We start from the raw sequence: 20,673 nt of genomic DNA on the forward strand, positions 1-20,673 counted from the left end.
TGCATATATTTTTTTCTGAGTCCAGTACACACCTCAAAGTAACCATCTTACTTTATTGTGTGTATTTTCTTTTTTTACAACCTGCAAGATAATAATAATATTCATAAATAATATAGGCCTGAGAATGGAGATTCATCATGAAAACACTAGTGATTTTGGCGCATCCGGGCCTTGAGAATTCGAGGGTCAACCAGCGCTGGAAAGAAGAACTGCTATTATATCCCAACGATATTACCCTTCATGAGATCTATAAGGAGTACCCTGACTGGAATATTAATGTTCCTAGAGAGCAAAATCTAATGGAAGCTTATGACCATGTGATCTTTCAATTCCCGTTGTATTGGTACAGTTATCCGCCGCTATTAAAAAAATGGTTTGACGATGTGTTGGCTTACGGATGGGCTTATGGATCAAACGGTGACAAGCTTAACGGGAAAAAGCTAGGGCTGGCCCTATCTATCGGTGATAAAAAGGAAAATTATCAGCCAGAGGGCTCTGTTTCTTTTACCGTAGACGAAGTGATCGCACCCTTTAAAGCCAGTGCCAAACATGTAGGCGCAGAAGCCCTACCGTACTTTGCTGTTTTTGGAGCTTCATTCCAAGCCAGCGATGAAGAAATTAATACTAGCGCAAAAGAATATATCGAATATATCTTTAATCACCGTATTTGACACAAAACAAATTGGGCTATCCTTAGTCTTGTTCAAAGACTTTAAGGATAGCACATAACATTGTTGAAGCGGTCTAAAGATTCTCTGTAGTAAGTGTGAATCCTTCGATCACGGCATCTTCGTCAACCTCAATCAAAATGCAGCGTCTCCCATGATAATTCACTTGCTTCACATATTTTAAATCCTGCGGGCTGACCGAAATCGTAGCTACCTTTGTATCGATCTTTATCGATTTGGTAGTGAATTTTGGCATTACGCTGCTCGCCTTCATCTCATAATGCTTATCGTCAACGATCGTTTCAAACGCCCGTTCCACTTTTTCCATTGTCACGTTCTCTACGCCACTTACCGTCAGTACACGTTCCAGATCTCTATAATCGAGCATTGGAGGTTCTTCCTTATCGTCGTTGGTTTCGATGACCTGATGGATCTCCTCGTACACCTGTGCGAGAGTGGTTGCATCAAGCTGTTCGCCCGCCACTTCCTTCACGATGTCTTCGAATATAGCTCTCTCTTCCAGAGCCGTATTGGATCTTTCGGCATTCAAGACCTCTCCGACAAAATGCGGATCCGGGAAGTTCGATTTCCCCGTACAATACAGAATGCGGTTCACATCGGAATAATTGTCCGTCACGCTTGGGTAAAAGAAACCTTGCTCCGGCGTACTTAACTTGACGATCGGATCTACAATGACATTGTACTTGAACTCCCGCTCCACGTAATCAAACAAGAGAGCTTTCCGTTGTTTCTCCGTGGAATTCACGCTGCATAGGATAAAAGGATGCGCGAATAGTTCGTTTTTCTCACTTTCCTCGGCTTCATCGTTTCTATCTTTAGTCGGGCGGAAATACTGTCCGCGAACGAAAGTGATCACCGTATCCCGTTCATAATGAGTATCCGCCATCATTCTGTCCACCAACAGCAGCATCAGGTCCTGCCATTCATCCGGATCCCCTGTCACCAAAGCTTGATGAAGCATCACCTGCGCTGGCTCCTCCGCTTCCGCTTGAAACTTCAACTCGAACAATTTCTGATCCAATTCACCGGTCAGGAGTTTTTTGAAATTGCCCATATACAGCTCCTGCTTCTCTCTGTCCACCATTCCAAACGGCTGGCGCTCCCAATGATAGATCTCGTTGCTTTCCTTCATAATATACACGTTGAGAATATCGTAAATACTCATTAAATCGTGATCCAGCTTAAATTGCTTGCGTATATGCGCGACTTCTTTCTTTATCATGATTCGTTAGACAACTCCTAGGAAGATTAATTGGTCTTTTCAGTATAAAGGATAAAAAAAACCTTCGCTATATTAGTTGAAGTTAAGATTTTTCTATTAAGGTAAGTGCGTGACTGAGGTGAATGTTTGGACTTCCCCTCCATTCGTGCTCGTACTCATCAATTTATCGCATGCTCTAATGCATAGTCTTCAAGCGGAATATCTACCTGTTGATTCATGGCCAGCTTGGCTAGCTGCTCACCAAGAAAGGGTCCCATCGTTAATCCGGATGACCCTAGTCCATTAGCAACAATTAGTTTATTCCATCCTTGAACCCTGCCTAACACGGGAAGAAAATCTGCAGTAAAAGGACGGAACCCTACTCTTATCTCATTTAGGCTACAATCCGCAAGACCGGAAGCCGTTTGCAGACCTTTATTTAATATTTCTTGCATTCCTCCTGCGGTTACAGCAGTATCATAACCTACGACATCATTTTCGTGAGTAGCACCTACCACGATATTTCGATCCGCAAACGCAAGTATATATTGATCTGTAGGCGGCATTACCACAGGCCATTGCTCTGTACTCGCTTGTTGAGCAAGCTTCAAATGCATAATTTGAGCTTTTTGATAACGCACCTGGAGCATGATCCCAAGCGGATGAAGCAAAGCGTTAGACCAAGCCCCTGCGCACACAATCACTTCATCCGCTGTGAATGTCTGTTCTCCTACGCTAACCCCTTTAATTTCATGATCAGCATGCTCTAAAATAGCATCGCCCTCAATCATTTGCGCACCGTTACGCTGTGCTGCTCTTAGCAAAGCATCACGTAATTCACGTCCGTTCACTCTTGCTGCACCGGATACATGAAGCGCATGGTAACCTTCCGACAATAAGGGAAACTTCTCTTGTGCTTCAAGATCCGTCAGCATCGTAAGTTCCCCTATTTCAGGGGCGTCCTCTCTGCGCAGCTCCGCTCTTTCTTTCATCGCGAGTAACTTTTTCAAATCCTCATGAATACATATCGCTCCTACTTTTGCGTATCCAGTCTCGGTTTCTCCAGCCTCTTCCAACTCTTGAATAAGTGCCGGATAAAAGCTTGCACCCGCTTTAGCAAGACGATACCACGCTTTGTTTCTGCGTTGAGACAACCATGGACAAATAATCCCTGCTGCTGCATCTGTTGCTTGTCCAACATCTTTACGATCTATAATGATGACCTCAGCACCTAACTTACTTAGCTGATAAGCTGCTGAAGCCCCTAATATCCCTGCACCAATTACAATAACCTTGTTCATATTCGAAGTCCCTTCAGTTATTCATTTTTTAATCATTCACTACTTACCCATTGTATCTTAAATTTGACATTTATAATGAATTATCGTACTATAAATCTCACTCAGTTAAAAGTACTTTAATTGGAGTACTAAAATAAAAGTGTTATTCAGAAGAAAGAAGGTATACAGTTGAAGTTTTCACAGTTTTTGAAGTCCAAAGGGGCCATTGGTTCTATTTTTATGGGTGTGTTCTATGCCATTGCGATGCTTGGTATTTTCTTACCAGGGTATACAGCACTTCCAGGGAACATGGATGATTTAAAAATTGCTATCGTCAATGATGATGCCGGTCAATATGGGGCTCAGATTTCGAGTCAGTTCACGGAGAGCTTACCATTCAAAACGATAAAAACCGATGTATCGAATAAAAAGGCGATGGATGAATTAGAACATAATAAGTTAGCTCTAGTTGTCCATATTCCAGAAGAATTTTCCGCCAACGTTCAAAGCGGTAAGGTATCCGCAAGTATTGATTTCACAGTCAACGAAGCTTCTGCCACCATGGTATCTTCAGCCATGTCTTCCGTTGTAGGAGAAATTAACAAACAATTAAGCGCGAACTTCTCAGAGCAAACCGCAAAAGGTGTGTTAATGAACTTTAACGTACCTGAAGAACAAGCCACCGCAATGGCTACACAAATTGAAAATAGTTATGTCGGGAATTATGTTGTCATCAATGATGTTCCGGACGGCATGCACAACAACATGCTACCTATGTTCTTAACTATGGCTGGTTATGTTGGGGCAATGATTGCCTCCATGCAATTAGTTGCTTCTTTTAAAGCGAACCGCGGGAAGGCAAGCAAGACAAAACTGTTTATGTTCGTTCAACTCACAGCTTTATTAATCGCTGTATTATCAACAGTCGTTGCTTTAACCATTGCCTTCTCTGTTGCAGATGTAGACCTATCCTTACTGTTACCAGTTGCTGCTCAGCAAATTCTAATGTATATGGCTGCATTTAACGTGTGTGCGATTATGGTCTTCCTAGTTGGCGAAGGCGGTATGGTCTTAAATATTCCGATCCTGCTCATGCAAACCATCGCCAATGGTGCTACCATGCCTCGTGATATGATGTATACACCATACGATTGGTTCGGCCGCATCACCCCGATGTATTATTCTGTGCAAGCTTATTTGGCACAAATGTTTGGTTCTATTAGTCCAGCACCCTTCTTATGGGGATTAGCAGGCGTATTTGCCGGGGCTATGATGATTAACATTGTTATCGTCCGGTTTGTTCATAAATCTGTACCTCTGACTAAAGAAACTATACTGCCCGTTGAAGTTAAAAATACAGCTGAAATAACCGCCTAGGTTTGGTAAGATAGAGTTTAGCCAACAATTAGGAGTGGGTTCTGTGATGTCAATTCAAATTTATATCTTAAGTAAGTTAATGGATGAAAATAATTATCCTTATAAATTAAAAAAAGAACTATCCACCCCTATTCCATTTGATACATTGCTAAATCTATCTGAAAGCAAACTATATTATCATTTTGAATCCCTTACGAAACAGGGCTTAGTTGAACAGGTAGAGATTATCAAAGAAGAACATCGCCCAGACAAACAGGTGTTTTCCATTACCGATAAAGGGCGCAAGCAACTCCCGCTCAAAATTTATAAGGTAATAGAAGATGCAGAATCTATTTCAGATATGATTGTTGCTCTTGTGAATCTTCGTTTTGTAGAGACTGATAAAGTGATCCCGATTATCGAGATGAAAATTGAACAGTCACTTATAAAAAAAGATCAATTAAATCAAATTTACCAGCAAATAGATGTAGATAGCTCCACCCGTGACGTCGTAGATTTCATGGAAAGCTACTACGCATCTCAACTAGAGCAATCTATTTACTGGTGGAAAGATCTTTTAGAAAAGCTGAAAACGAAAACTATATAAAAAAGAATGCCTTGGATTATAGCATAATCAAGGCATTCTTTTTTATATCCAGCACCAATCGCAAAGTTTTTTTCAATTATTCACTTTTAATCAATAAATATAAAAAGTATGGAGCACCGATTAAAGCCACAATCACTCCTGCTGGTATTTCAGTATTGGCTACCACCATTTTACCAAGCGCATCTGCAATAACAACTAATCCGCCACCGATTAATAAACATGCGGGAATCATTATTTTATGGCCACGAAAGAGTCGTCTAACTAAATGTGGAACTACTAGTCCTACAAATCCAATACTCCCACTAACAGCAACCGCTGGTGCCGCCAATAAGACACTACACACTAAAAACCAAACACGATATTTATTTAGAGATACCCCTAAACTAATGACTACAGGATCGTTAAGCCTTAGTACATCCAATATAAGATGATTCCGAATTAATAAAGGCACAATAAGAAGTAACCAAGGCAGCATAGCATACACGTGACTCCAATTACTATTCCCTATGTTCCCTGCCAACCACACCTTAATCATCTGATATTGCGAAGGATCTAGTACGAAGGTTAACACAATCATAAATGCACTAATCGCAGCCGCAACAGCAATACCAGTATAAATTAATCGAATGGGAATAATGCCTTGATTGCGATCATAGGAAAGCATAAATAATAGAGCGACAACGATAAATCCACCCAATAAAGCATACAAGGGCTGAACATACGTATGTAAGCCGGTTGAGCTATTTTGTAACAGCAAAAATAACATCATGGATAATCCAGCACCAGCATTTATCCCCAATATGCCCGGGTCTGCTAAAGCATTTCGGCTTATGGCTTGCAGCAGCATTCCTGCTATTGCCAACGCGCCACCTACTAGAAAACCCAAGATCATACGTGGAATACGGAACTGAAAAAGTACAAGCTCCTGCCTCGGTGTTCCCTTTCCTAATACGGTTTGCCATAACTCTTGTAAGCTTAAGCTGCTTTGACCAGTAGATACACTATATATAAAGCCTAGCAGTAAAATGATTGCTATAATTATAAATTTCCATCTTAGCTTCACTATAGTTCCCGCCTTTCTTTACGTGCCAAATATAGAAAGAACGGAACACCAATAACCGCAATTACAGCACCTACAGGGATTTCATAAGGGGCATTTACGATACGTGCCACTAAATCAGCAAGCACAACAAGGGTGGCTCCCAGAATCGCGGATAATGGAATAATATAACGATAATCCACACCCACTATGTAACGTACCAAATGCGGAGCAATTAAGCCCACAAAGCTTACAGATCCAGCTAAAGCACATGAAATCCCAGCTAACATGAATGCGGCTAAAAGCGAAAGATTTTTGATAAGTTTAATATTAACGCCTAACCCTTCCGCTGTCTCATCCCCTACAGATAGTATAGTAATCGACTTTGAAATTACGATGGCAAGGAATAGCGCAAGAAGCATCCAAGGCAACATTTGCTGTAGATGGGTCATGCTAATACCACTTAAACCTCCTCCATACCAAAAAGCCACCTGCTGAGCCACTGAAAAAAAGATACTTATTCCTTCACTTAGGGCAGTTAGCATTGCAGAGATGGCAGCACCCGCCAATACAAGCCGAATAGGCGTCATGCCTCGTTTACTTAATAGGCCAACACTAAAGACTAAACCCGCTCCCAATCCCGCACCTAGAATACAGAGCCAAAGTGTACCTGTAAATGTTATCGTCGGCAGGAAAACCATAGCAATAACTAATGTGACCCCTGCCCCAGCATTTAACCCAAGAATCCCCGAATCGGCTAAAGGATTGCGACTAATCCCTTGAATAATCGCTCCACTTACTGCAAATCCAGCGCCCGTTGCCATAGCGGCAAGTACCCGGGGTAAACGAATGGATTGGATCACCTGATGAGTAGAAGCCTTATCGTCAAAAGCGATGATCGACATGAATACATCTGCGAAGGGTATTTTTTTCGCGCCAAGGGCCATAGCAAGCACTAATACGCCTATTAATAGGAGGAGCATGAGGATTAGCAATAATAAAAAGGAGAACTTTTTTTCTTCTGCTAGTGATGATTTCTGAACATTTGCGGCCAATGTTTCCAACCCTTTCCCTTCACTTTACAAAAAGAGCCAGCCAAGGGCCAGCTCAGATGCAAACGAATATGATTTCTAACGTAAGTCAGAGGATGTGGTAAGCATAAATTTGACGGCTCGACTAATCGCACCGGAGATTACGCTCACATGCTCCTCTTGCTCAAGCAATGCCCAGCTTACTTCAAAGCTTGGAAGGTGTAAGGCCATCATGCTGTTACATAAATCCAAGCTATCCTTGACCATATAATCCAGCTCTTCTCCACCGGCAATCATAAGTGTTTTAGGTAACTGACTTAACGTATTGCTGTGTAAATCAGCTTTAAAACTCTCATATTCCTTTAAAAGTGCGTAATCATTCCACCAGATGGAAGCACTACTTGCAATATAATGTGAGAACAAGGTGGGTTGTGTAAACAACGCATGCAGAACAAATAATCCGCCAAAGGAATGACCAAACAATGCCTGCTTCTGCTTATTGATAACGAACCGCTGGGCAATGGCTGGCATTAACTCTTTTTCAAAAAAAGCTAGCAGTTCATCTGCCCCGCCAAATGCAGGCCAAGGCTCGCCGTTGGGACGTTTCGGTAAATTCCCGAGCTCGGCTGGCATGGTTAAATCATAGGTTCGACGCACGGTATCAAACGCCTCACCTCCAGGATAACCAATGCCAACAACAATAGCGGGTGGATAGCCTTTAGGCTTACGCGTCAGCAATCGGGTAATTTCAGCAGCGGTTTCAAAAAGTCCATTGCCGTCAAGAACATAAATGACACCGTAGCCATCCTTTGCAGGCTCATCCAAAGGCTTAGCAATAAAAATTTCATAGTCCTTATGATTAGCTTTACTCGTGATCAGCATCGTTTCATAGTTTGGTTTTACGTACGGTTTGATAATCATGGCAGCAGGAACGCTACAATATCGTCCATCGTTTTTTGATAAGCAATTAATCCGCTGGATCTCCAGTGATCGCCATCCACCTCGAACACTTTACCTGCTTGAACTGCCGGCAGCGCCTTCCATAAAGGACTAGCTTTAATGTCTGCCAGGAAGGCATCTCCCAGACCATCATTATCGTTAATAAAGATATAATCAGCATCTAAATCAGACAACATTTCCAGCGAAATATCAGCGGACATTTCACCTTCTACCAGAGCACTTTGAGCAAAGCCTAGCTCACTCAGCACATAACCCCCGTAATGGAAGTTGCCCACTAAAAAGATTGCACGGGCATTCGCATTAATATAAATTGCTTTTTTACCGGCAGATACGCTGGCTAACTGTGCTTTAGTTGCTTCCAGCTTTGTATTGTAAGCAGCAATAGCTTCTGTTGCTTTATCCTCTAATCCTAGCAATTTCGCAATCGTTTCTGTGGCTTCCACTACATTGCCCAGTGCATTCTTAAACACGTAAGTTGGAGCAATTTGCGAGTAGTTTTCATAAACACCATTTTGTGCATAAAAAGCAGTGGGGAATATAATTAATTCCGGCTCCAAATCTACTACAGATTCTGGAGAGGGAACACCATTAGCGAAGCTGATTTCTTTTACACCACTTAACGTATCCTGTAGATACTGCTGCGGTCTTTCACCCGTGGACCATTGGGCTACTGGGGTTACACCAAGCGTAACTAAGTAATCCTCTAAACCAGGGGCATACACCTTTTGTACAGTCCCCGGAATGTTTACTGTATTGCCTACTTGATCAGTTACTACAAACGCTTCTCTAGCCGCTGCTTCCGTTTCTTGTACAGTTGGTTCATCCGTTGCAGTTGCGCTCGCTTCACTGGTTGTTACTGGAGTATCTGTTGCTTGCTGATTCGCTGTATTATTGCCCCCGCAAGCTGTTAGTAGAATGGATAATAAACCAACCATTACAACATAACTTATTGTTTTTGTATTAAACCCCTTCATGATAGACCTTCCCTCTTTCCTATATTCTCAATAATAATCATTCTCAGTATTGAGTGTATAAGAGATAGGACGCATTGACCATGTAACATCTTATGATTAGACATGTACATTTTCAAGGTATCATCATTACTGCAACTTCCTCTAGCATTCGTTTTAAAGCCACAGGAGAGTATTCAAACCAAGGATCGGAGTGAATAACATAGATTTGTCCCTGTTCGATAGCCTCTAACTGTCTAAACCCAACATCTCTCTGCAAATGATGCCAAGTTGCTCGTGACTCATCATCGGGGCAGATAATAGTAAACAGCTTATCTACCTTCAATTTACCTAATTCATCAAAAGTAATCTCAGTATTATATAGACCGGGCTGCACATAACTAGATTCCGCTCCCAAATCCTGAAATAAAAGATGCTGAATGCCTGTATTACAATAAGCAAAGATTTGCTGCTGATAGATACGTATAACTAGAACTCTGGGTGGTTTAGTGGCCCAGTCTAACCTGCGCCGAACGTCTTCCAATCTTGCCCTATACTGCGTGATCCATTGTTTCGCTTCTTCTTGTTTATTTAGTCGGGCAGCAAGTTCAGTTAAGGCTACTAAACAATCTTGCTTATCATCCAGCCAATAGATTGGAAAATGATCCTCTATCTGTTTTACCAGCTCTGACGACAAATCTTTGGGAGAAATAAGAAGATCAATTGGCAAATGCAATAGCTCATTTGGGCTGCAATAATTTTTGTTTTGGGTCAAGATTACCTTATGCTCGATTTCTTGCGCCCACAAATTATAGTAATACGGTGTCCATTTTGCACTTAAGGGTGCAGCAAACGGGATGATTCCTGCCGCATGTAAATACCCCATCATATTCCCAGTTACAACACCGATATTTGATTTTTGCTGGCTGGAATACATCGTTGGGGAGATTCCTTCGACCTTTTTGAACACTCGGCTAAAATAAAACTCATCACTATATCCAACAGCCTCTGCTATAAACTTTAAGCGAACATCTTCCTTTTGCAATAATTGTTTAGCCTTTTGAATCCGCAGCTGGGTAACAAACTCCATTGGACTTTGTATATATTCCTGTTTAAACGCCGAGGAAAAATAACTGGAGCTAAGACCAGAAAGATTAGCTAAATGTGCTAAAGACAAATGCTTCGTGAAATTCTCTTCAATATATCTTCTAACCTCAGTTAAATCCGTCTTTTGCGATTGTTTTTGCATTCTGTCACCTCTTTACTGCTTATATAAATGCACTTAACTCTTTATTCATTCATTAATTGATAATCATTATCAATTATACTTTTGTTTTTGGGGGTGGCAATGGTTGGGGAACGTTCTATAAAAGTGTGCTCAAAAAAGAAGACGCTCAGGGGACTAATCCCCTCGCGTCTTCTGTGTGTAACTATAGGCTGCTGCTGCCCGGAGTAAGTCTTTTATTTTGAATCTACAGCCGGAGCCGGAGCTGCAACCGCTGCTCCATTCTTTTGCAAGTTCTCCTTCACTTGACCTTGCTCTAAAGGCTGAACAGGCGCACCAATGTTAAAGCTATCAATGATTTTCCCTAGTGTAGCTTGGTCAAAATCTACTTGGGAATACAACTCTACTGTATAGCCATCCTCTTCCCAAATCACAATTCCATTTGCAAAATAAACTTTAGTCCCGTTGATTACTTCTGTCTTCACTTCTTCCGTAGTGCTGATCCCATTGTCCCCGCCCTTGGAGATTAGAAAATTCACAGCATTCTCTCCGGAATTATACTGCACTTCAACCATGCTGGTCCCCTGAAGAACACAATTCACAAACTCATAGTCTCCCATCCAGTCGGGTGCCGGGAAGTTCATACCAAGTGCTGCACGGGCTTCATCCAGATTTAACTTAGCTGCAACCGGCAATTCAATGACCGCATTCTCCCCGCCTTGGGCATCTTCAGATGGAGTCATTGACTGTGCAGCCGAAGGAATTTCCTTATCGTATTGCGTGATTTCGAGATTTCCCACTTCAAACTTTGCCATGATCGATTGGAACATATCCTGTGCATAGGAGGTTGCAGAGAATGCTCCACCCAGACAAATTACTGCACTGCCAATCACTATTGCATTTCTCCAGCTGCTTTTTTTCATCGTTATCCCGTCCTTTATCTCTGATTGGGGGCTAAGAGCCCCATGGTCCAATTTGTATATCAAGCGGTTATAGATTCTTTCTTTGGCGGTAGTGCTGCCCTGTTCGGCATTCTCAAGCCGTTCTATGGTCTTGCTGAATTTGGTGAGATCATCTTTCTTATTCATTTTTGAACCCTCCTGCCTTTAAGGAAATATGCAGTTTTTTCAAGCTTCTATATACTACGACACCGATATTGGACTCACTGACTCCCATGACCTGTGCAATTTCGGAATTTTTCAGCCCAGCCCCATATTTCATTGCAATGATATTGCGTTCCTTCTCATGCAGCTTGGAGAGCGCCTTGAACAGTGCCTGATTATTATCCTCACGGATCGCCAGCTCCTCAGGAGACGGCTTGGGAAATATAAGTTCCAGCAACGAATCCAGTGAGGTATAGCTTCTTTTCTTCTGCGCCCGAAAGTAGTCCGTCACAGCATTTCTTACAATGGCAAACAGCCACACCTCAAAATTCGATTTTTCTTGTGAAAAACTATAATACTTACACATCACAGTCTCAAACACCTGACTGCATATGTCCTCTGCCGCGTGGTGGTTATTAATCCGATAACAGATATATTTGTAAACACGTTGGTAGTACGTATCATACATCCGGGTAAATTCCTCTTTGGACATGATAGCTTCACGTGATCTTTCGGTATTCATGTAACGATCCACTTTACCCTGGATAACCTCCATCTCCACCCTCCTTCCACCTCACCTTCATCGAAAAGCTAAACAAATTGCGCAATTTGTTGTGAAGAAACTTACATATGTTAATACGGAAAAACGGGCGGAGCATTAACAAAATGTTTTGATAATTGTGGGATGGAGGGAAAAGGGTGAAAGATCACAATCCGTAAAAGCGGCGATACTTGAGTTGCGGGGTGGATATTTGTGTGGGAGAGAAGGGGAGAAGCTCAGCGCTATAATTCAATGATTTCATAGTTATGTACTTCAAGACTTTCAGAATCTATACAAAACACTTGTACATCCAGTGCATCCATAAGCCTTTCCAGGTGATCTCTTTCTAAATAACTGTTATCATAACATGCTCATTCCCAGTATTGTCTATTAACGGGATGTTTCGTATTTGCCTAATATAAAAAAATCCTGTCATTATCCAGCGAGATGCTTGATAAAATGGCAGGACAATAACCTTACTACATTTTCACTAACCTTAAATATTCCGAACTTCAACAACCTTTCCCAAGTCCACATACTGCTCATGATCCAACTTCACCTTCACTCTGCCCCTTCGGCGTTTCTCACGCCATTCACGAAGGTCTTCCTCCGTTTCTAAGCGAAGCTCCGCGATTTCCAAGGCACGATCCAGAATATATTTACTCGTATAGAGCACCGTTTGTATTCTTTGACCACCTAGCATGATAGGAGACGTAATTGCTTTCCATTCCTCAACCGTAAATCGTACATACAGATCTTCTTCAGTACCCGGGCGACAAGGAACCTCTTTAATCTCATTACGCCGCAGCACCTTCCAATCCGCTACTTTCCCTACCCAGTGAATCCCCGTTTTTGCAGGATCAATGAACTTTTTGCGGGATTGGCACATCGCTACGTATTCAATTTGCGTTAGGATCTTCTGATTTGCAAGATTCCTTAACGGCATGTGATAAAAAGCTTTCTGCAGCGCCACTTCCACTTGTTCGGGTCCCCGGACAGAACCAACAAGCACATTTTTGCCCGCAAGCTGGTTGGCATAGTATTCTTTCGTGCCGCGCGGACGAGTCGAGCGTTCATAAGCTTTTTCCGGACTATCCTGAATAATCTCATCCAAGAATCGCTCCACTAGGCTTGTAGAATTCGGTAGGAATGGCAAAGCGCCAATATTCAATAGCTCGATGCTTTTGTAGAATCGGTGGGTCTTATACCGCTCCTCATCCGGGTAGGGGAATAAAACATAGGCGCCAAACATGCTTCGCTCATATTCTTCCGATCCCTTCTCCTGATACACAATGGCATCCCGATAACGGTGCATGGTGTTGATGTCATCCTCTTCAGGACCAGGCTGCCTATAAGTGCGGTGATAGGAAGTCCCTTCATAAGCCGGATTTAATCGGTATTTCGCATCAAAAACATACTTATACTCTTTGATTTTGCCAGCATCCTTCTTCTTCAGTGTCAGCACATTATCCGGACGCTGATTGAGCGTCGGTGCCTTATCCGAGCTAGGAATCGCATTATAATACAGGATGAACTGCTCTCCATTAACTGGATTCTCGTACACCATCTTAGCGCTCTGCGAGCGGTCAAGTGTAACAAAAATACCATTTCGATTCACCTTAATAATATCCTGCTTCACCAGTTTATACTTCTGCCCCAGGAGCTGATTCAGCTTCAAGAAACACCAATACTCATAGAGCTGCGCGACATCCTTCATAGACAGACGCAGCAGATCACCTTGGATCGACAAGCCTTTGAGCAGCATGAGATAACAGCGATAGACCTCGCGGTATCCAGGGGCCATCTGCAGCACCAGTGTAACGGACATCTGCCTCAGTACTCCAACCTCACGCAAAAAATCCATCTTGAGCACCCGCTCTAGTTGAGTAAGCATGGTGTCTAACCTTTTTATAAGTAATGGATCTGGGGTTCGGTTTTTAATCTTCCAGCGACCCTTGAGCTCTTTCAGCTTTCCATGAATGCGTTCCAGCATCCAGCGGATGAACCTATTCTCATTAGTATCATAGGCGAGGCGTCTTCGTGTCTCCATTAAATGTGTGGCTGTGTAATTTCGGCTGCCGATGGTCAAGAATCCATGGTTCATGTCTTCTCTTAATCGTTCGGGATGCTTCGCGAGCTCGCGGATGTTCTCTCTTCCTGCCTTTTTGACCCGATTAGCATCCACTAGTCGGCGGTCCTGGAGCAGAGCGTAATGGGGATTCTTGTTAATCCGCTCAACCGCATCCAGAAGCTGTCTAAATACATGCTGAAGTATGGTAAAAAACTCCGTCAAGCTCTGATGCTGCGTCTCCCGCAAGCCTGTTAGTTGGTAGGTTTTGCGCAAAAAATCAAAAGCCAAATTATAAATCTGCTCATTCACTTCATTTAAAATATTCTGGTAATCCAGCTTGTAATCCATTTTTGAGGGAAAGATCTCCATCTCTACCCGCAGCAAAGCCTGTCCTGAACTACGGATCTCCCATTCCGTCAAACCGACCTCATTCCCAAAGTTCAGCACACCCGCAAGAATAGACTCACCTAGGGGCTTAATTGCCTGCCGAAGCAGCACATTGTCATGATGAAAAGAGAGGTTAGCAGCGGTCTTCCTCTGAATCACCAGCTCATACGACTGTGTCTCATAAAAACAAGGAAAAACAGACTCCCCCGGCTGCCAGTCCACCATCCCGTGGACTTCAGGTGAAAACACTTTAATCTGAACATTACCAAGCCGTTCGGAGCAAACAAGCCCAAGCTGCGCATTCACCCACTCCTGACTAGAAGAACGATGAAGCTGCAAGGTCTCCACAGTAGGATGATAAGGCCGTCCTTGAAGAAAAAGAGTAAAAAGCTCCGTTTCTACACGGAGCAATTCTACCGTCTGATTAAGAGAGCCAGTAAGAGGTAAATCCATCTTCCTCTAACCTCCTAAGCATAAAAGCCAATTTACGCGCACTTTGTGGATGTTTAGCCGTAGGTGGAGTTTGGCCAGCAGCCCATTTCAGGTAGAGTGGAGAAGCATCATTGTCCATAAGATCTTCAATATTTACCGTCACACTAGATCCGGTACCAAGAGCCCCTTTCATCAAGTTCAACAATACCCGGCGAACCGATGAATGGCTCCCTTGAATGCGCGGCAGTATCTTTTGCAGCAGTTGCCAGTCAAAAGCTTCTTCCTCACTCATCAGACTGTACCGTTCGTTATAGATCATATAGAAGCAAATCGCATCGCGTACCCGGAAACCTACATGAGCGTGGATATCCTCAAGCAGAGCATTGATCTTAACCAATCTCTCTGTCGTCCGTACAACTAGCTCCTTGTTGGCATCATAGGCATCCACTAGCTGCAAATAATCGGAGCGCAGAAAAAGATGATTCAGTTCGGCAAGATCAGCGGGATCATCCGTCTCTTCCTGCTCACTCATGTCCGGGTACTGCTGCAGATTGATGTAATTGAACTCCAGTGTGTTGGCTCGGTCCAGTACCTTTTTGCTAAAGGGATGTGTCGTTTCGTCCATATTCACAGTCCCGATTAAGAACACATTCTCCGGGATACCGAGGCTGCCAAACTTCCCTTGATCCTCAGGCGTATCCAGCATGATAGAAGATATGAGATCCTGTGTCTGGATTTTCCCCTCCTGCCAGTCCTGTGTTTCCAGCACACTTAGCAGATCACTGAAATAATGCTCTACCCGCGCCAGATTCATCTCATCCATACAGATAAAATAAGGTTTATACTGATTCTCCGGTTTCCGCGCCTCTACTAATACTTCCGTGAGCGGACCCGGTTTGAACCTGCCCGAAAGATCCTTGTACCCCAACAGATCCGCAGGATCACTCCAATCTGGCCGCACTGGGATCAAGGTAAACTGGCCGTTATTCCCCGTTGCACCAAGAGCCTCTGCAAACAGCTTCACCAACCGAGTCTTCCCTGTACCCGATATCCCTGCCAGGATGACAAAAGGCTTTGTCTTTAGCGAGAGGTAAAAATTCTCGATAAGGTGCTCAGGGAAGAAGAAGCCTTTGCGGCGGATTTGGGATTGGATTTGGCGGAGGATCCCTGTTACTTGTTCGTCCTTCAGCAGATCAGCTTCTTGTGTCACTACTTCCACTTCCTCATTATCAGCTACATTACCTGTAGAAGTCACAGTGTCCACATATAGACGGTAATCTTCCATCACATTCTCGAGATCTTGAATTAGTTGCTCGTCATTCGGAACGGCTCCTCTTTCATACTTGATGTAAGCGACAGTAGACACCTGATAATCTTGACCTAGACCGCTGTCTACCAGGTGAATATTATCATCCTTATTCATATGGTTCAGTGAAAGGAGCCCTTGTATTTCTTGTGTTCGAGTTCGCAGATAGGCATAGCCATCTCTACGCCCCTTCTCTTGAATAGGCGCCGTCACTCCTTGGTTAAAAGTAAGATAGACAGCACTCATATCCTCAGCAAACAGATACACAACATACTCCCCACGCTGAGTCGTTTCCGTGATCCGCTTATCCAGTATTGCAAGCCAAGGAACTGTTGCCCAATTCCCTTGACCAACAGAACCTTGAATTTTATATTGATCATCTAAGAATGGTAACGCTTTGAGCTCAGAAGGAAGTGTCTGACGAAATAACGTACCTAGTGCATGACTTGCAAAGGTTTCTTTTTTGGCAGAAGTGTACTCCGCCATGATCTTCTCCAGATAACCTTGCAAAGAGAAATGCTGCAAAGCGCCGTTATAAGAACCCAGTTCGTTATAGGCCAGACTCTCCAATTGCAAAAGCCCCTCTTCCCCTAGCTGGCTTCGAAGCTGGCTATGAAATCCTATGGTGTTATCTTCCGAGTTCACAAACAAAATATGCGAGAGCGCATTAACTGGACTGTTAATAATATCTTTAAGCTGGCTTTTAGGTGCATCCTTCCATAGCTCCCGTCCTGGTGGCTGATCCACCCGGTTTCCACTATCCTGTTCAGCTATAAAGTAGTTAAGAAACCGCTGCTTCACGTGATCATACGATACGCGCTCCTGATGAAAGGCTCGCAGCTCTTCGATCAAGGATAGGATCAGGACCATCTTGTATGATTTTTGCTTACGCTTGAAAATCTGCGTGACTGACTCCGGTAATGGCATGTTGACCTCCAAGACTAGTTAACGATTTCTAGTAGTCATATTTTTTTACATGAAGTTTGCGAATCTTTGAGTCTGTAATATTTGCTTGGCTCAGTTGGTCATAGATCGATTCAACCTGTAATTGAGGCCTTAATATAGCCATAGTTTTGCTTTAGTGGATTATACATCTTGTAACGGTTACCCACTAACCATTGTTGATCCGTCCGCTTACCTTTAATTTCTCCATTGTAGTTTTTCGTCTTTCAATGACAAATAAGCAATACGTAGTCATCTGGATTTACAATATATTTGGTAATTCGACAATATGGGAATGTATTCCTTCCAATCATGCATATAAGAAAAAGGACTGTCGCATGGACAGCCCCAACATATAGTTAACGTATACCTTGTAATTCCGTCTTAATCCGAGAGAACAGAAGGAGCAAATGCATTAGCAAGCTGCATGCCATACTTAAGTCCCTGTAGATATAAAAGTTCATAAACAACAGATTGCTTTAAAGAAACTTTATCCTCCCAATTTTCAAACTCTGGCTTACGTGCAATATCCATGGAGACAAATAACGCTTAGAAGGCCTTGCTCTTCTTCAAAAGAATGTCTATATAGAAAAACATTCAAATTTATAACGGCCAATATATTTTTCTTAACGGTATTAATGTCCGTGTCTCTGAATCAAATTGATCATAGTATTGTGTTACTAACTCCGCGAGCAGATCCAAGTCTATTAACGATAAAGGAATATTCGATCTTTCCGCTTCATATTTTGCTTCCTTTGTGAATCCACCACTAGATACATAAATCCCCCGATCTCCTACTCTTAATCCTCCGGTAAAACTACGTATTTGATTAGATCCCATACTGCCAGAACGGTGCTTTACTTCCACTATAATTCTGGGTTCTTCAAGCCCTAGACCATCTGGGGATGCAAAAATATCTCTTCCCCGGTCCGGCCCTTTGGGTGATATTCGTGTCTTGTAGCCCATTCCTCTAAGGATGCCCGCAACAAGTTCCTGCATTTGCTCCCAGTCTAACTTAGCAATCTTATCTTTGATAAATTCATTGGACTTCTCAATGACGTCTTCCTTAATTAGCTCTAATTCTTCGGCTTCTTCCTCCGTCTCAGCTTGCACAGACTCTATGGGTTGACTTGGTTGATTACCATCGGTCTGTCCGATTACCATTTGTTTGAGCAATTCCTTCTGAACATCATTCGGGATAGATATAATAGTCATTATGGAACCAAGCGTATTCCGGGCGCTTGCCGTCAAAACATCTCTAGATACAGTCCCCTCCCAATCTATTCTGCGAATATGAGGCTTATCCGTAATATAATTTGGCTTAAATTCATAATTCGACTTGATTCTTCCTATGTAATAGAGTCGCTCTTCAGGATTATATGTGATTACTTGGTCGTCTATTTTAAATTCACTTACAAAACGAAAAATCTGACCAGCAGTAATATTGATCTTACCCTCTTTATATCCAGGATACCGTACCTTCAAAAGCCTCTTCATCTCTTGCAGTGTATTTACCCCACCGATATCTCCCAATGGAGCCCAACCAATCGCTACAGCTTGCTTATCTTTAAATTCATTAATAAGATATGCCCTTTCTCCTGCTCGAACAAGCCACATACTTTTCATAGTGGACCTCCCTTTATTCTCTGTACATGAAGTTTGCGAATCTCGGAATCGGTAACATTAGCCTGAGCCAAACGATCATATATAGTTTGGACCTGCGCCGCAGAAATAGGAGGTTCAGGGGTTCCCGTTTTTAAACTAATCAACTTCCTAGAGATAAACTCACTTAGTTCCACATCATAGACAACCAGTTCGTCCGAGTGGATTTTCCGAAGATCCGGATCAATACTGAACCGACATCTCATAGTGAATGAAATCATAGAGATAAATTTCACTGCAGCTATACCTTGTATCAGGCTCTCGATGGCCTTGATATGTCCATAGTTTTGCTTCAGCGGATTATACATCTTGTAACGGTTGCTCACTGACCATTGTTGATCCGTTCGCCCACCTTTAATTTCCCCATTGTAGTTTTTCGTCTCAATGACAAATAAGCAATACGGGGAAATAACGATATGATCAATCTGGGTGTAACCTGTTCGAGACTTGGGATTAGGGAGCATTAGATCGCTTAACGATTTACACTCCTTAGGTAACTGGTCGAGTTGAATATTGATTTTATGCTCACCTAACTCTCCAATTCGTGTGGAAGCAACCTTCGGTTTCGACTTGGGAGTTTGTGCCTTACGCACTGCCTGTGGTGGCTTAGTGTCGGATTTTTTAAAGAGAGACAATAGCGCTTTAAACATAGCAAAACCTCGTCTGATATAGATTTACAATATGTATGGTTATTCGACAATATGGGAAGATATCCCTTTATTCAAATCATGAATGGAGGTCTGCCCTCTTTTTAGATGAACAGCATCTAAAAAAACAAAAATTCCAAATATATATATAGAAAAAAAGACTGTCGCATTGACAGTCCGAAGATAAGATATGCATATATCCCCTTTGGTTCCGATACCTATGTGCTTCTCCGCTACCCGCAGGACATGTCTTAGTCCGAGAGAACTGAAGGGGTAGTAAGGGCATTTGCAAGCTGCATGCCATCCTTTAGTCCTTGAAGATATAGACGTTCATAAAGAACAGCTTGCTTCGATTGAAGCTTATCCTCCCAGTGCTCAAACTCTGGCATACGTGCAATATCCATGGAGTCAAATAACGTTTGAAAAGCTATGCGCTCTTCTTCAAAAACATGCCTAGGCTCGGATTGATGTTCAATCTGTGCGGTCACCTCATCCACTCGACCTTGAATCGTCTGTAAAAACCATGCAGGAAAGCTCAACATATCCCCTCCAAGATAGAAACTCAAACGAAATGACGCTGCATGTCCGTTTTTTTCTTGGTACATCCGATTAATCAGTTCGTCAACCTTACGACTCTGGGCCTGAACCGCTTCATTGCTGCTTAACGGAATTCCCTGCTCCAGTGATTGCTGTCCGAGTTCATTCAGCTTGCGCTTTTCCTCCTCATATTTGCACATCAGATGTTGCATTGCACCCCCACCTTCCGGGAAAAGCTATATCTGTAGACGATGTATGGAAATTTTAATGCGTTTATCGGTTTATTTTATTTTAATTCGATATCCGCATTAAAACAATACTTACCTCGCATACAATTTGGTTAAATTGTGAGGTGACACCAAAATGAGGCATCGCAAAGAGCCCCCGGGTGACAAAAATATCATTGGAACCCGAGTTGTAGCTATTCGAAAAGCTAAGCGAATGAAGCAAAAGGATTTCCTTGCCAGGTTGCAAACCTTCGGTTTAGACATCAGTCCAACCAGTTTATCGCGATTGGAAGGTCAATATAGACTTGTGCAGGATTATGAGGTGGTTGCCATTGCAAAGGCGCTGGAAGTTTCTGTTGGGGAGTTGCTGGGGGAGGGTTAGTGCCGGAAGATTGGGATATAGTTCGAGAACTGTAGTACATAGCTGATCTATCATGAACATTCCGTGTTACAACTAAACTAGTATCCTTAGTCAATTAA

19 protein-coding genes are annotated in these 20,673 nt (G+C 42.7%); 4 read left to right on the plus strand and 15 right to left on the minus strand.

The features are described 5' to 3' along the window. The first annotated feature begins 137 nt into the window (after positions 1-137). Positions 138-671 (plus strand): NAD(P)H-dependent oxidoreductase, encoded by a 534-nt coding sequence (locus tag MHH49_RS06235; protein ID WP_076098717.1) that lies wholly within the window; start codon positions 138-140, stop codon positions 669-671. 73 nt (positions 672-744) lie between these two features. Here MHH49_RS06235 and MHH49_RS06240 read toward each other — a convergent pair whose 3' ends face one another. After that, positions 745-1,911 carry a DUF4317 domain-containing protein gene (locus MHH49_RS06240; protein ID WP_036684821.1) on the minus strand — a complete coding sequence of 389 codons (1,167 nt, stop codon included), beginning with the start codon at positions 1,909-1,911 and terminating at the stop codon, positions 745-747. Positions 1,912-2,069: 158 nt separating this feature from the next. Next, positions 2,070-3,191, minus strand: coding sequence for an NAD(P)/FAD-dependent oxidoreductase (locus tag MHH49_RS06245; protein WP_341138021.1), 1,122 nt, complete (start codon positions 3,189-3,191; stop codon positions 2,070-2,072). 168 nt (positions 3,192-3,359) lie between these two features. Between MHH49_RS06245 and MHH49_RS06250 the strand changes: the two genes are divergently transcribed. Together MHH49_RS06250 and MHH49_RS06255 are read left to right on the plus strand one after the other, a co-directional pair. Beyond that, positions 3,360-4,547: a YhgE/Pip domain-containing protein gene (locus MHH49_RS06250; RefSeq protein WP_076142288.1), complete on the plus strand. Its 1,188-nt coding sequence runs from the start codon at positions 3,360-3,362 to the stop codon at positions 4,545-4,547. A gap of 46 nt (positions 4,548-4,593) precedes the next feature. Further along, complete coding sequence (locus MHH49_RS06255) at positions 4,594-5,133, plus strand: PadR family transcriptional regulator (RefSeq protein WP_341138022.1); 540 nt, start codon at positions 4,594-4,596, stop codon at positions 5,131-5,133. Positions 5,134-5,209: 76 nt separating this feature from the next. On the opposite strand, the gene MHH49_RS06260 is transcribed toward MHH49_RS06255, so the two are convergent. From MHH49_RS06260 to MHH49_RS06320, 13 genes are all read right to left on the minus strand, one after another. Beyond that, entirely contained in the window at positions 5,210-6,196 is a 987-nt protein-coding gene (locus MHH49_RS06260; protein ID WP_170914305.1) for a FecCD family ABC transporter permease, read from the minus strand. Next, positions 6,196-7,236, minus strand: a complete 1,041-nt coding sequence (locus tag MHH49_RS06265; RefSeq protein ID WP_341138023.1) for a FecCD family ABC transporter permease — start codon at positions 7,234-7,236, stop codon at positions 6,196-6,198. The genes MHH49_RS06260 and MHH49_RS06265 overlap by 1 nt, the downstream gene beginning before the upstream one ends. A gap of 66 nt (positions 7,237-7,302) precedes the next feature. Further along, positions 7,303-8,124: an alpha/beta hydrolase gene (locus tag MHH49_RS06270; RefSeq protein WP_341138024.1), complete on the minus strand. Its 822-nt coding sequence runs from the start codon at positions 8,122-8,124 to the stop codon at positions 7,303-7,305. Further along, positions 8,121-9,137, minus strand: coding sequence for an ABC transporter substrate-binding protein (locus tag MHH49_RS06275; protein ID WP_036684809.1), 1,017 nt, complete (start codon positions 9,135-9,137; stop codon positions 8,121-8,123). The genes MHH49_RS06270 and MHH49_RS06275 overlap by 4 nt, the downstream gene beginning before the upstream one ends. Before the next feature lie 112 nt (positions 9,138-9,249). Next, positions 9,250-10,362, minus strand: coding sequence for a helix-turn-helix domain-containing protein (locus tag MHH49_RS06280; protein WP_036684808.1), 1,113 nt, complete (start codon positions 10,360-10,362; stop codon positions 9,250-9,252). A 212-nt stretch (positions 10,363-10,574) separates the two neighbouring features. Further along, positions 10,575-11,426 carry a hypothetical protein gene (locus tag MHH49_RS06285; protein WP_036684806.1) on the minus strand — a complete coding sequence of 284 codons (852 nt, stop codon included), beginning with the start codon at positions 11,424-11,426 and terminating at the stop codon, positions 10,575-10,577. Next, entirely contained in the window at positions 11,419-11,997 is a 579-nt protein-coding gene (locus MHH49_RS06290; RefSeq protein ID WP_051491356.1) for a sigma-70 family RNA polymerase sigma factor, read from the minus strand. Before MHH49_RS06290 ends, MHH49_RS06285 begins: the two co-directional genes overlap by 8 nt. Before the next feature lie 481 nt (positions 11,998-12,478). Continuing rightward, a complete protein-coding gene (locus MHH49_RS06295) occupies positions 12,479-14,893 on the minus strand; it encodes a restriction endonuclease-like protein (RefSeq protein WP_341138025.1) in 2,415 nt (804 codons plus the stop codon). Next, a complete protein-coding gene (locus tag MHH49_RS06300; protein ID WP_341138026.1) occupies positions 14,865-17,105 on the minus strand; it encodes an MrcB family domain-containing protein in 2,241 nt (746 codons plus the stop codon). The genes MHH49_RS06295 and MHH49_RS06300 overlap by 29 nt, the downstream gene beginning before the upstream one ends. A 110-nt stretch (positions 17,106-17,215) precedes the next feature. Continuing rightward, positions 17,216-17,323, minus strand: coding sequence for an NERD domain-containing protein (locus MHH49_RS06305; protein ID WP_081382388.1), 108 nt, complete (start codon positions 17,321-17,323; stop codon positions 17,216-17,218). Between the two features lie 400 nt (positions 17,324-17,723). Next, the gene (locus tag MHH49_RS06310) at positions 17,724-18,746 is read right to left on the minus strand and encodes a restriction endonuclease (protein ID WP_076098730.1); all 1,023 of its coding nucleotides are present in this window, start codon (positions 18,744-18,746) and stop codon (positions 17,724-17,726) included. Continuing rightward, positions 18,743-19,432 (minus strand): nuclease-related domain-containing protein, encoded by a 690-nt coding sequence (locus MHH49_RS06315; protein ID WP_036684798.1) that lies wholly within the window; start codon positions 19,430-19,432, stop codon positions 18,743-18,745. The genes MHH49_RS06310 and MHH49_RS06315 overlap by 4 nt, the downstream gene beginning before the upstream one ends. 248 nt (positions 19,433-19,680) lie before the next feature. Further along, entirely contained in the window at positions 19,681-20,178 is a 498-nt protein-coding gene (locus MHH49_RS06320; protein WP_036684797.1) for a hypothetical protein, read from the minus strand. 151 nt (positions 20,179-20,329) lie between these two features. Between MHH49_RS06320 and MHH49_RS06325 the strand changes: the two genes are divergently transcribed. Beyond that, entirely contained in the window at positions 20,330-20,575 is a 246-nt protein-coding gene (locus MHH49_RS06325; protein ID WP_036684794.1) for a helix-turn-helix domain-containing protein, read from the plus strand. Positions 20,576-20,673 lie beyond the last annotated feature (98 nt).

It is taken from the genome of Paenibacillus sp. FSL F4-0122, from assembly GCF_038002845.1.
Classification (GTDB): domain Bacteria; phylum Bacillota; class Bacilli; order Paenibacillales; family Paenibacillaceae; genus Paenibacillus_AQ; species Paenibacillus_AQ odorifer.

What these genes read in the sequence shown, in the direction of transcription:
- MHH49_RS06235 (WP_076098717.1), top strand. Translation starts at nt 138, where the DNA reads ATGAAAACACTAGTGATTTTGGCGCATCCGGGCCTTGAGAATTCGAGG.
- MHH49_RS06240 (WP_036684821.1), bottom strand. Translation starts at nt 1,911, where the DNA reads ATGATAAAGAAAGAAGTCGCGCATATACGCAAGCAATTTAAGCTGGAT.
- MHH49_RS06245 (WP_341138021.1), bottom strand. Translation starts at nt 3,191, where the DNA reads ATGAACAAGGTTATTGTAATTGGTGCAGGGATATTAGGGGCTTCAGCA.
- MHH49_RS06255 (WP_341138022.1), top strand. Translation starts at nt 4,594, where the DNA reads ATGTCAATTCAAATTTATATCTTAAGTAAGTTAATGGATGAAAATAAT.
- MHH49_RS06270 (WP_341138024.1), bottom strand. Translation starts at nt 8,124, where the DNA reads ATGATTATCAAACCGTACGTAAAACCAAACTATGAAACGATGCTGATC.
- MHH49_RS06275 (WP_036684809.1), bottom strand. Translation starts at nt 9,137, where the DNA reads ATGAAGGGGTTTAATACAAAAACAATAAGTTATGTTGTAATGGTTGGT.
- MHH49_RS06280 (WP_036684808.1), bottom strand. Translation starts at nt 10,362, where the DNA reads ATGCAAAAACAATCGCAAAAGACGGATTTAACTGAGGTTAGAAGATAT.
- MHH49_RS06285 (WP_036684806.1), bottom strand. Translation starts at nt 11,426, where the DNA reads ATGAATAAGAAAGATGATCTCACCAAATTCAGCAAGACCATAGAACGG.
- MHH49_RS06290 (WP_051491356.1), bottom strand. Translation starts at nt 11,997, where the DNA reads ATGGAGGTTATCCAGGGTAAAGTGGATCGTTACATGAATACCGAAAGA.
- MHH49_RS06295 (WP_341138025.1), bottom strand. Translation starts at nt 14,893, where the DNA reads ATGGATTTACCTCTTACTGGCTCTCTTAATCAGACGGTAGAATTGCTC.
- MHH49_RS06300 (WP_341138026.1), bottom strand. Translation starts at nt 17,105, where the DNA reads ATGCCATTACCGGAGTCAGTCACGCAGATTTTCAAGCGTAAGCAAAAA.
- MHH49_RS06310 (WP_076098730.1), bottom strand. Translation starts at nt 18,746, where the DNA reads ATGAAAAGTATGTGGCTTGTTCGAGCAGGAGAAAGGGCATATCTTATT.
- MHH49_RS06315 (WP_036684798.1), bottom strand. Translation starts at nt 19,432, where the DNA reads ATGTTTAAAGCGCTATTGTCTCTCTTTAAAAAATCCGACACTAAGCCA.
- MHH49_RS06320 (WP_036684797.1), bottom strand. Translation starts at nt 20,178, where the DNA reads ATGCAACATCTGATGTGCAAATATGAGGAGGAAAAGCGCAAGCTGAAT.
- MHH49_RS06325 (WP_036684794.1), top strand. Translation starts at nt 20,330, where the DNA reads ATGAGGCATCGCAAAGAGCCCCCGGGTGACAAAAATATCATTGGAACC.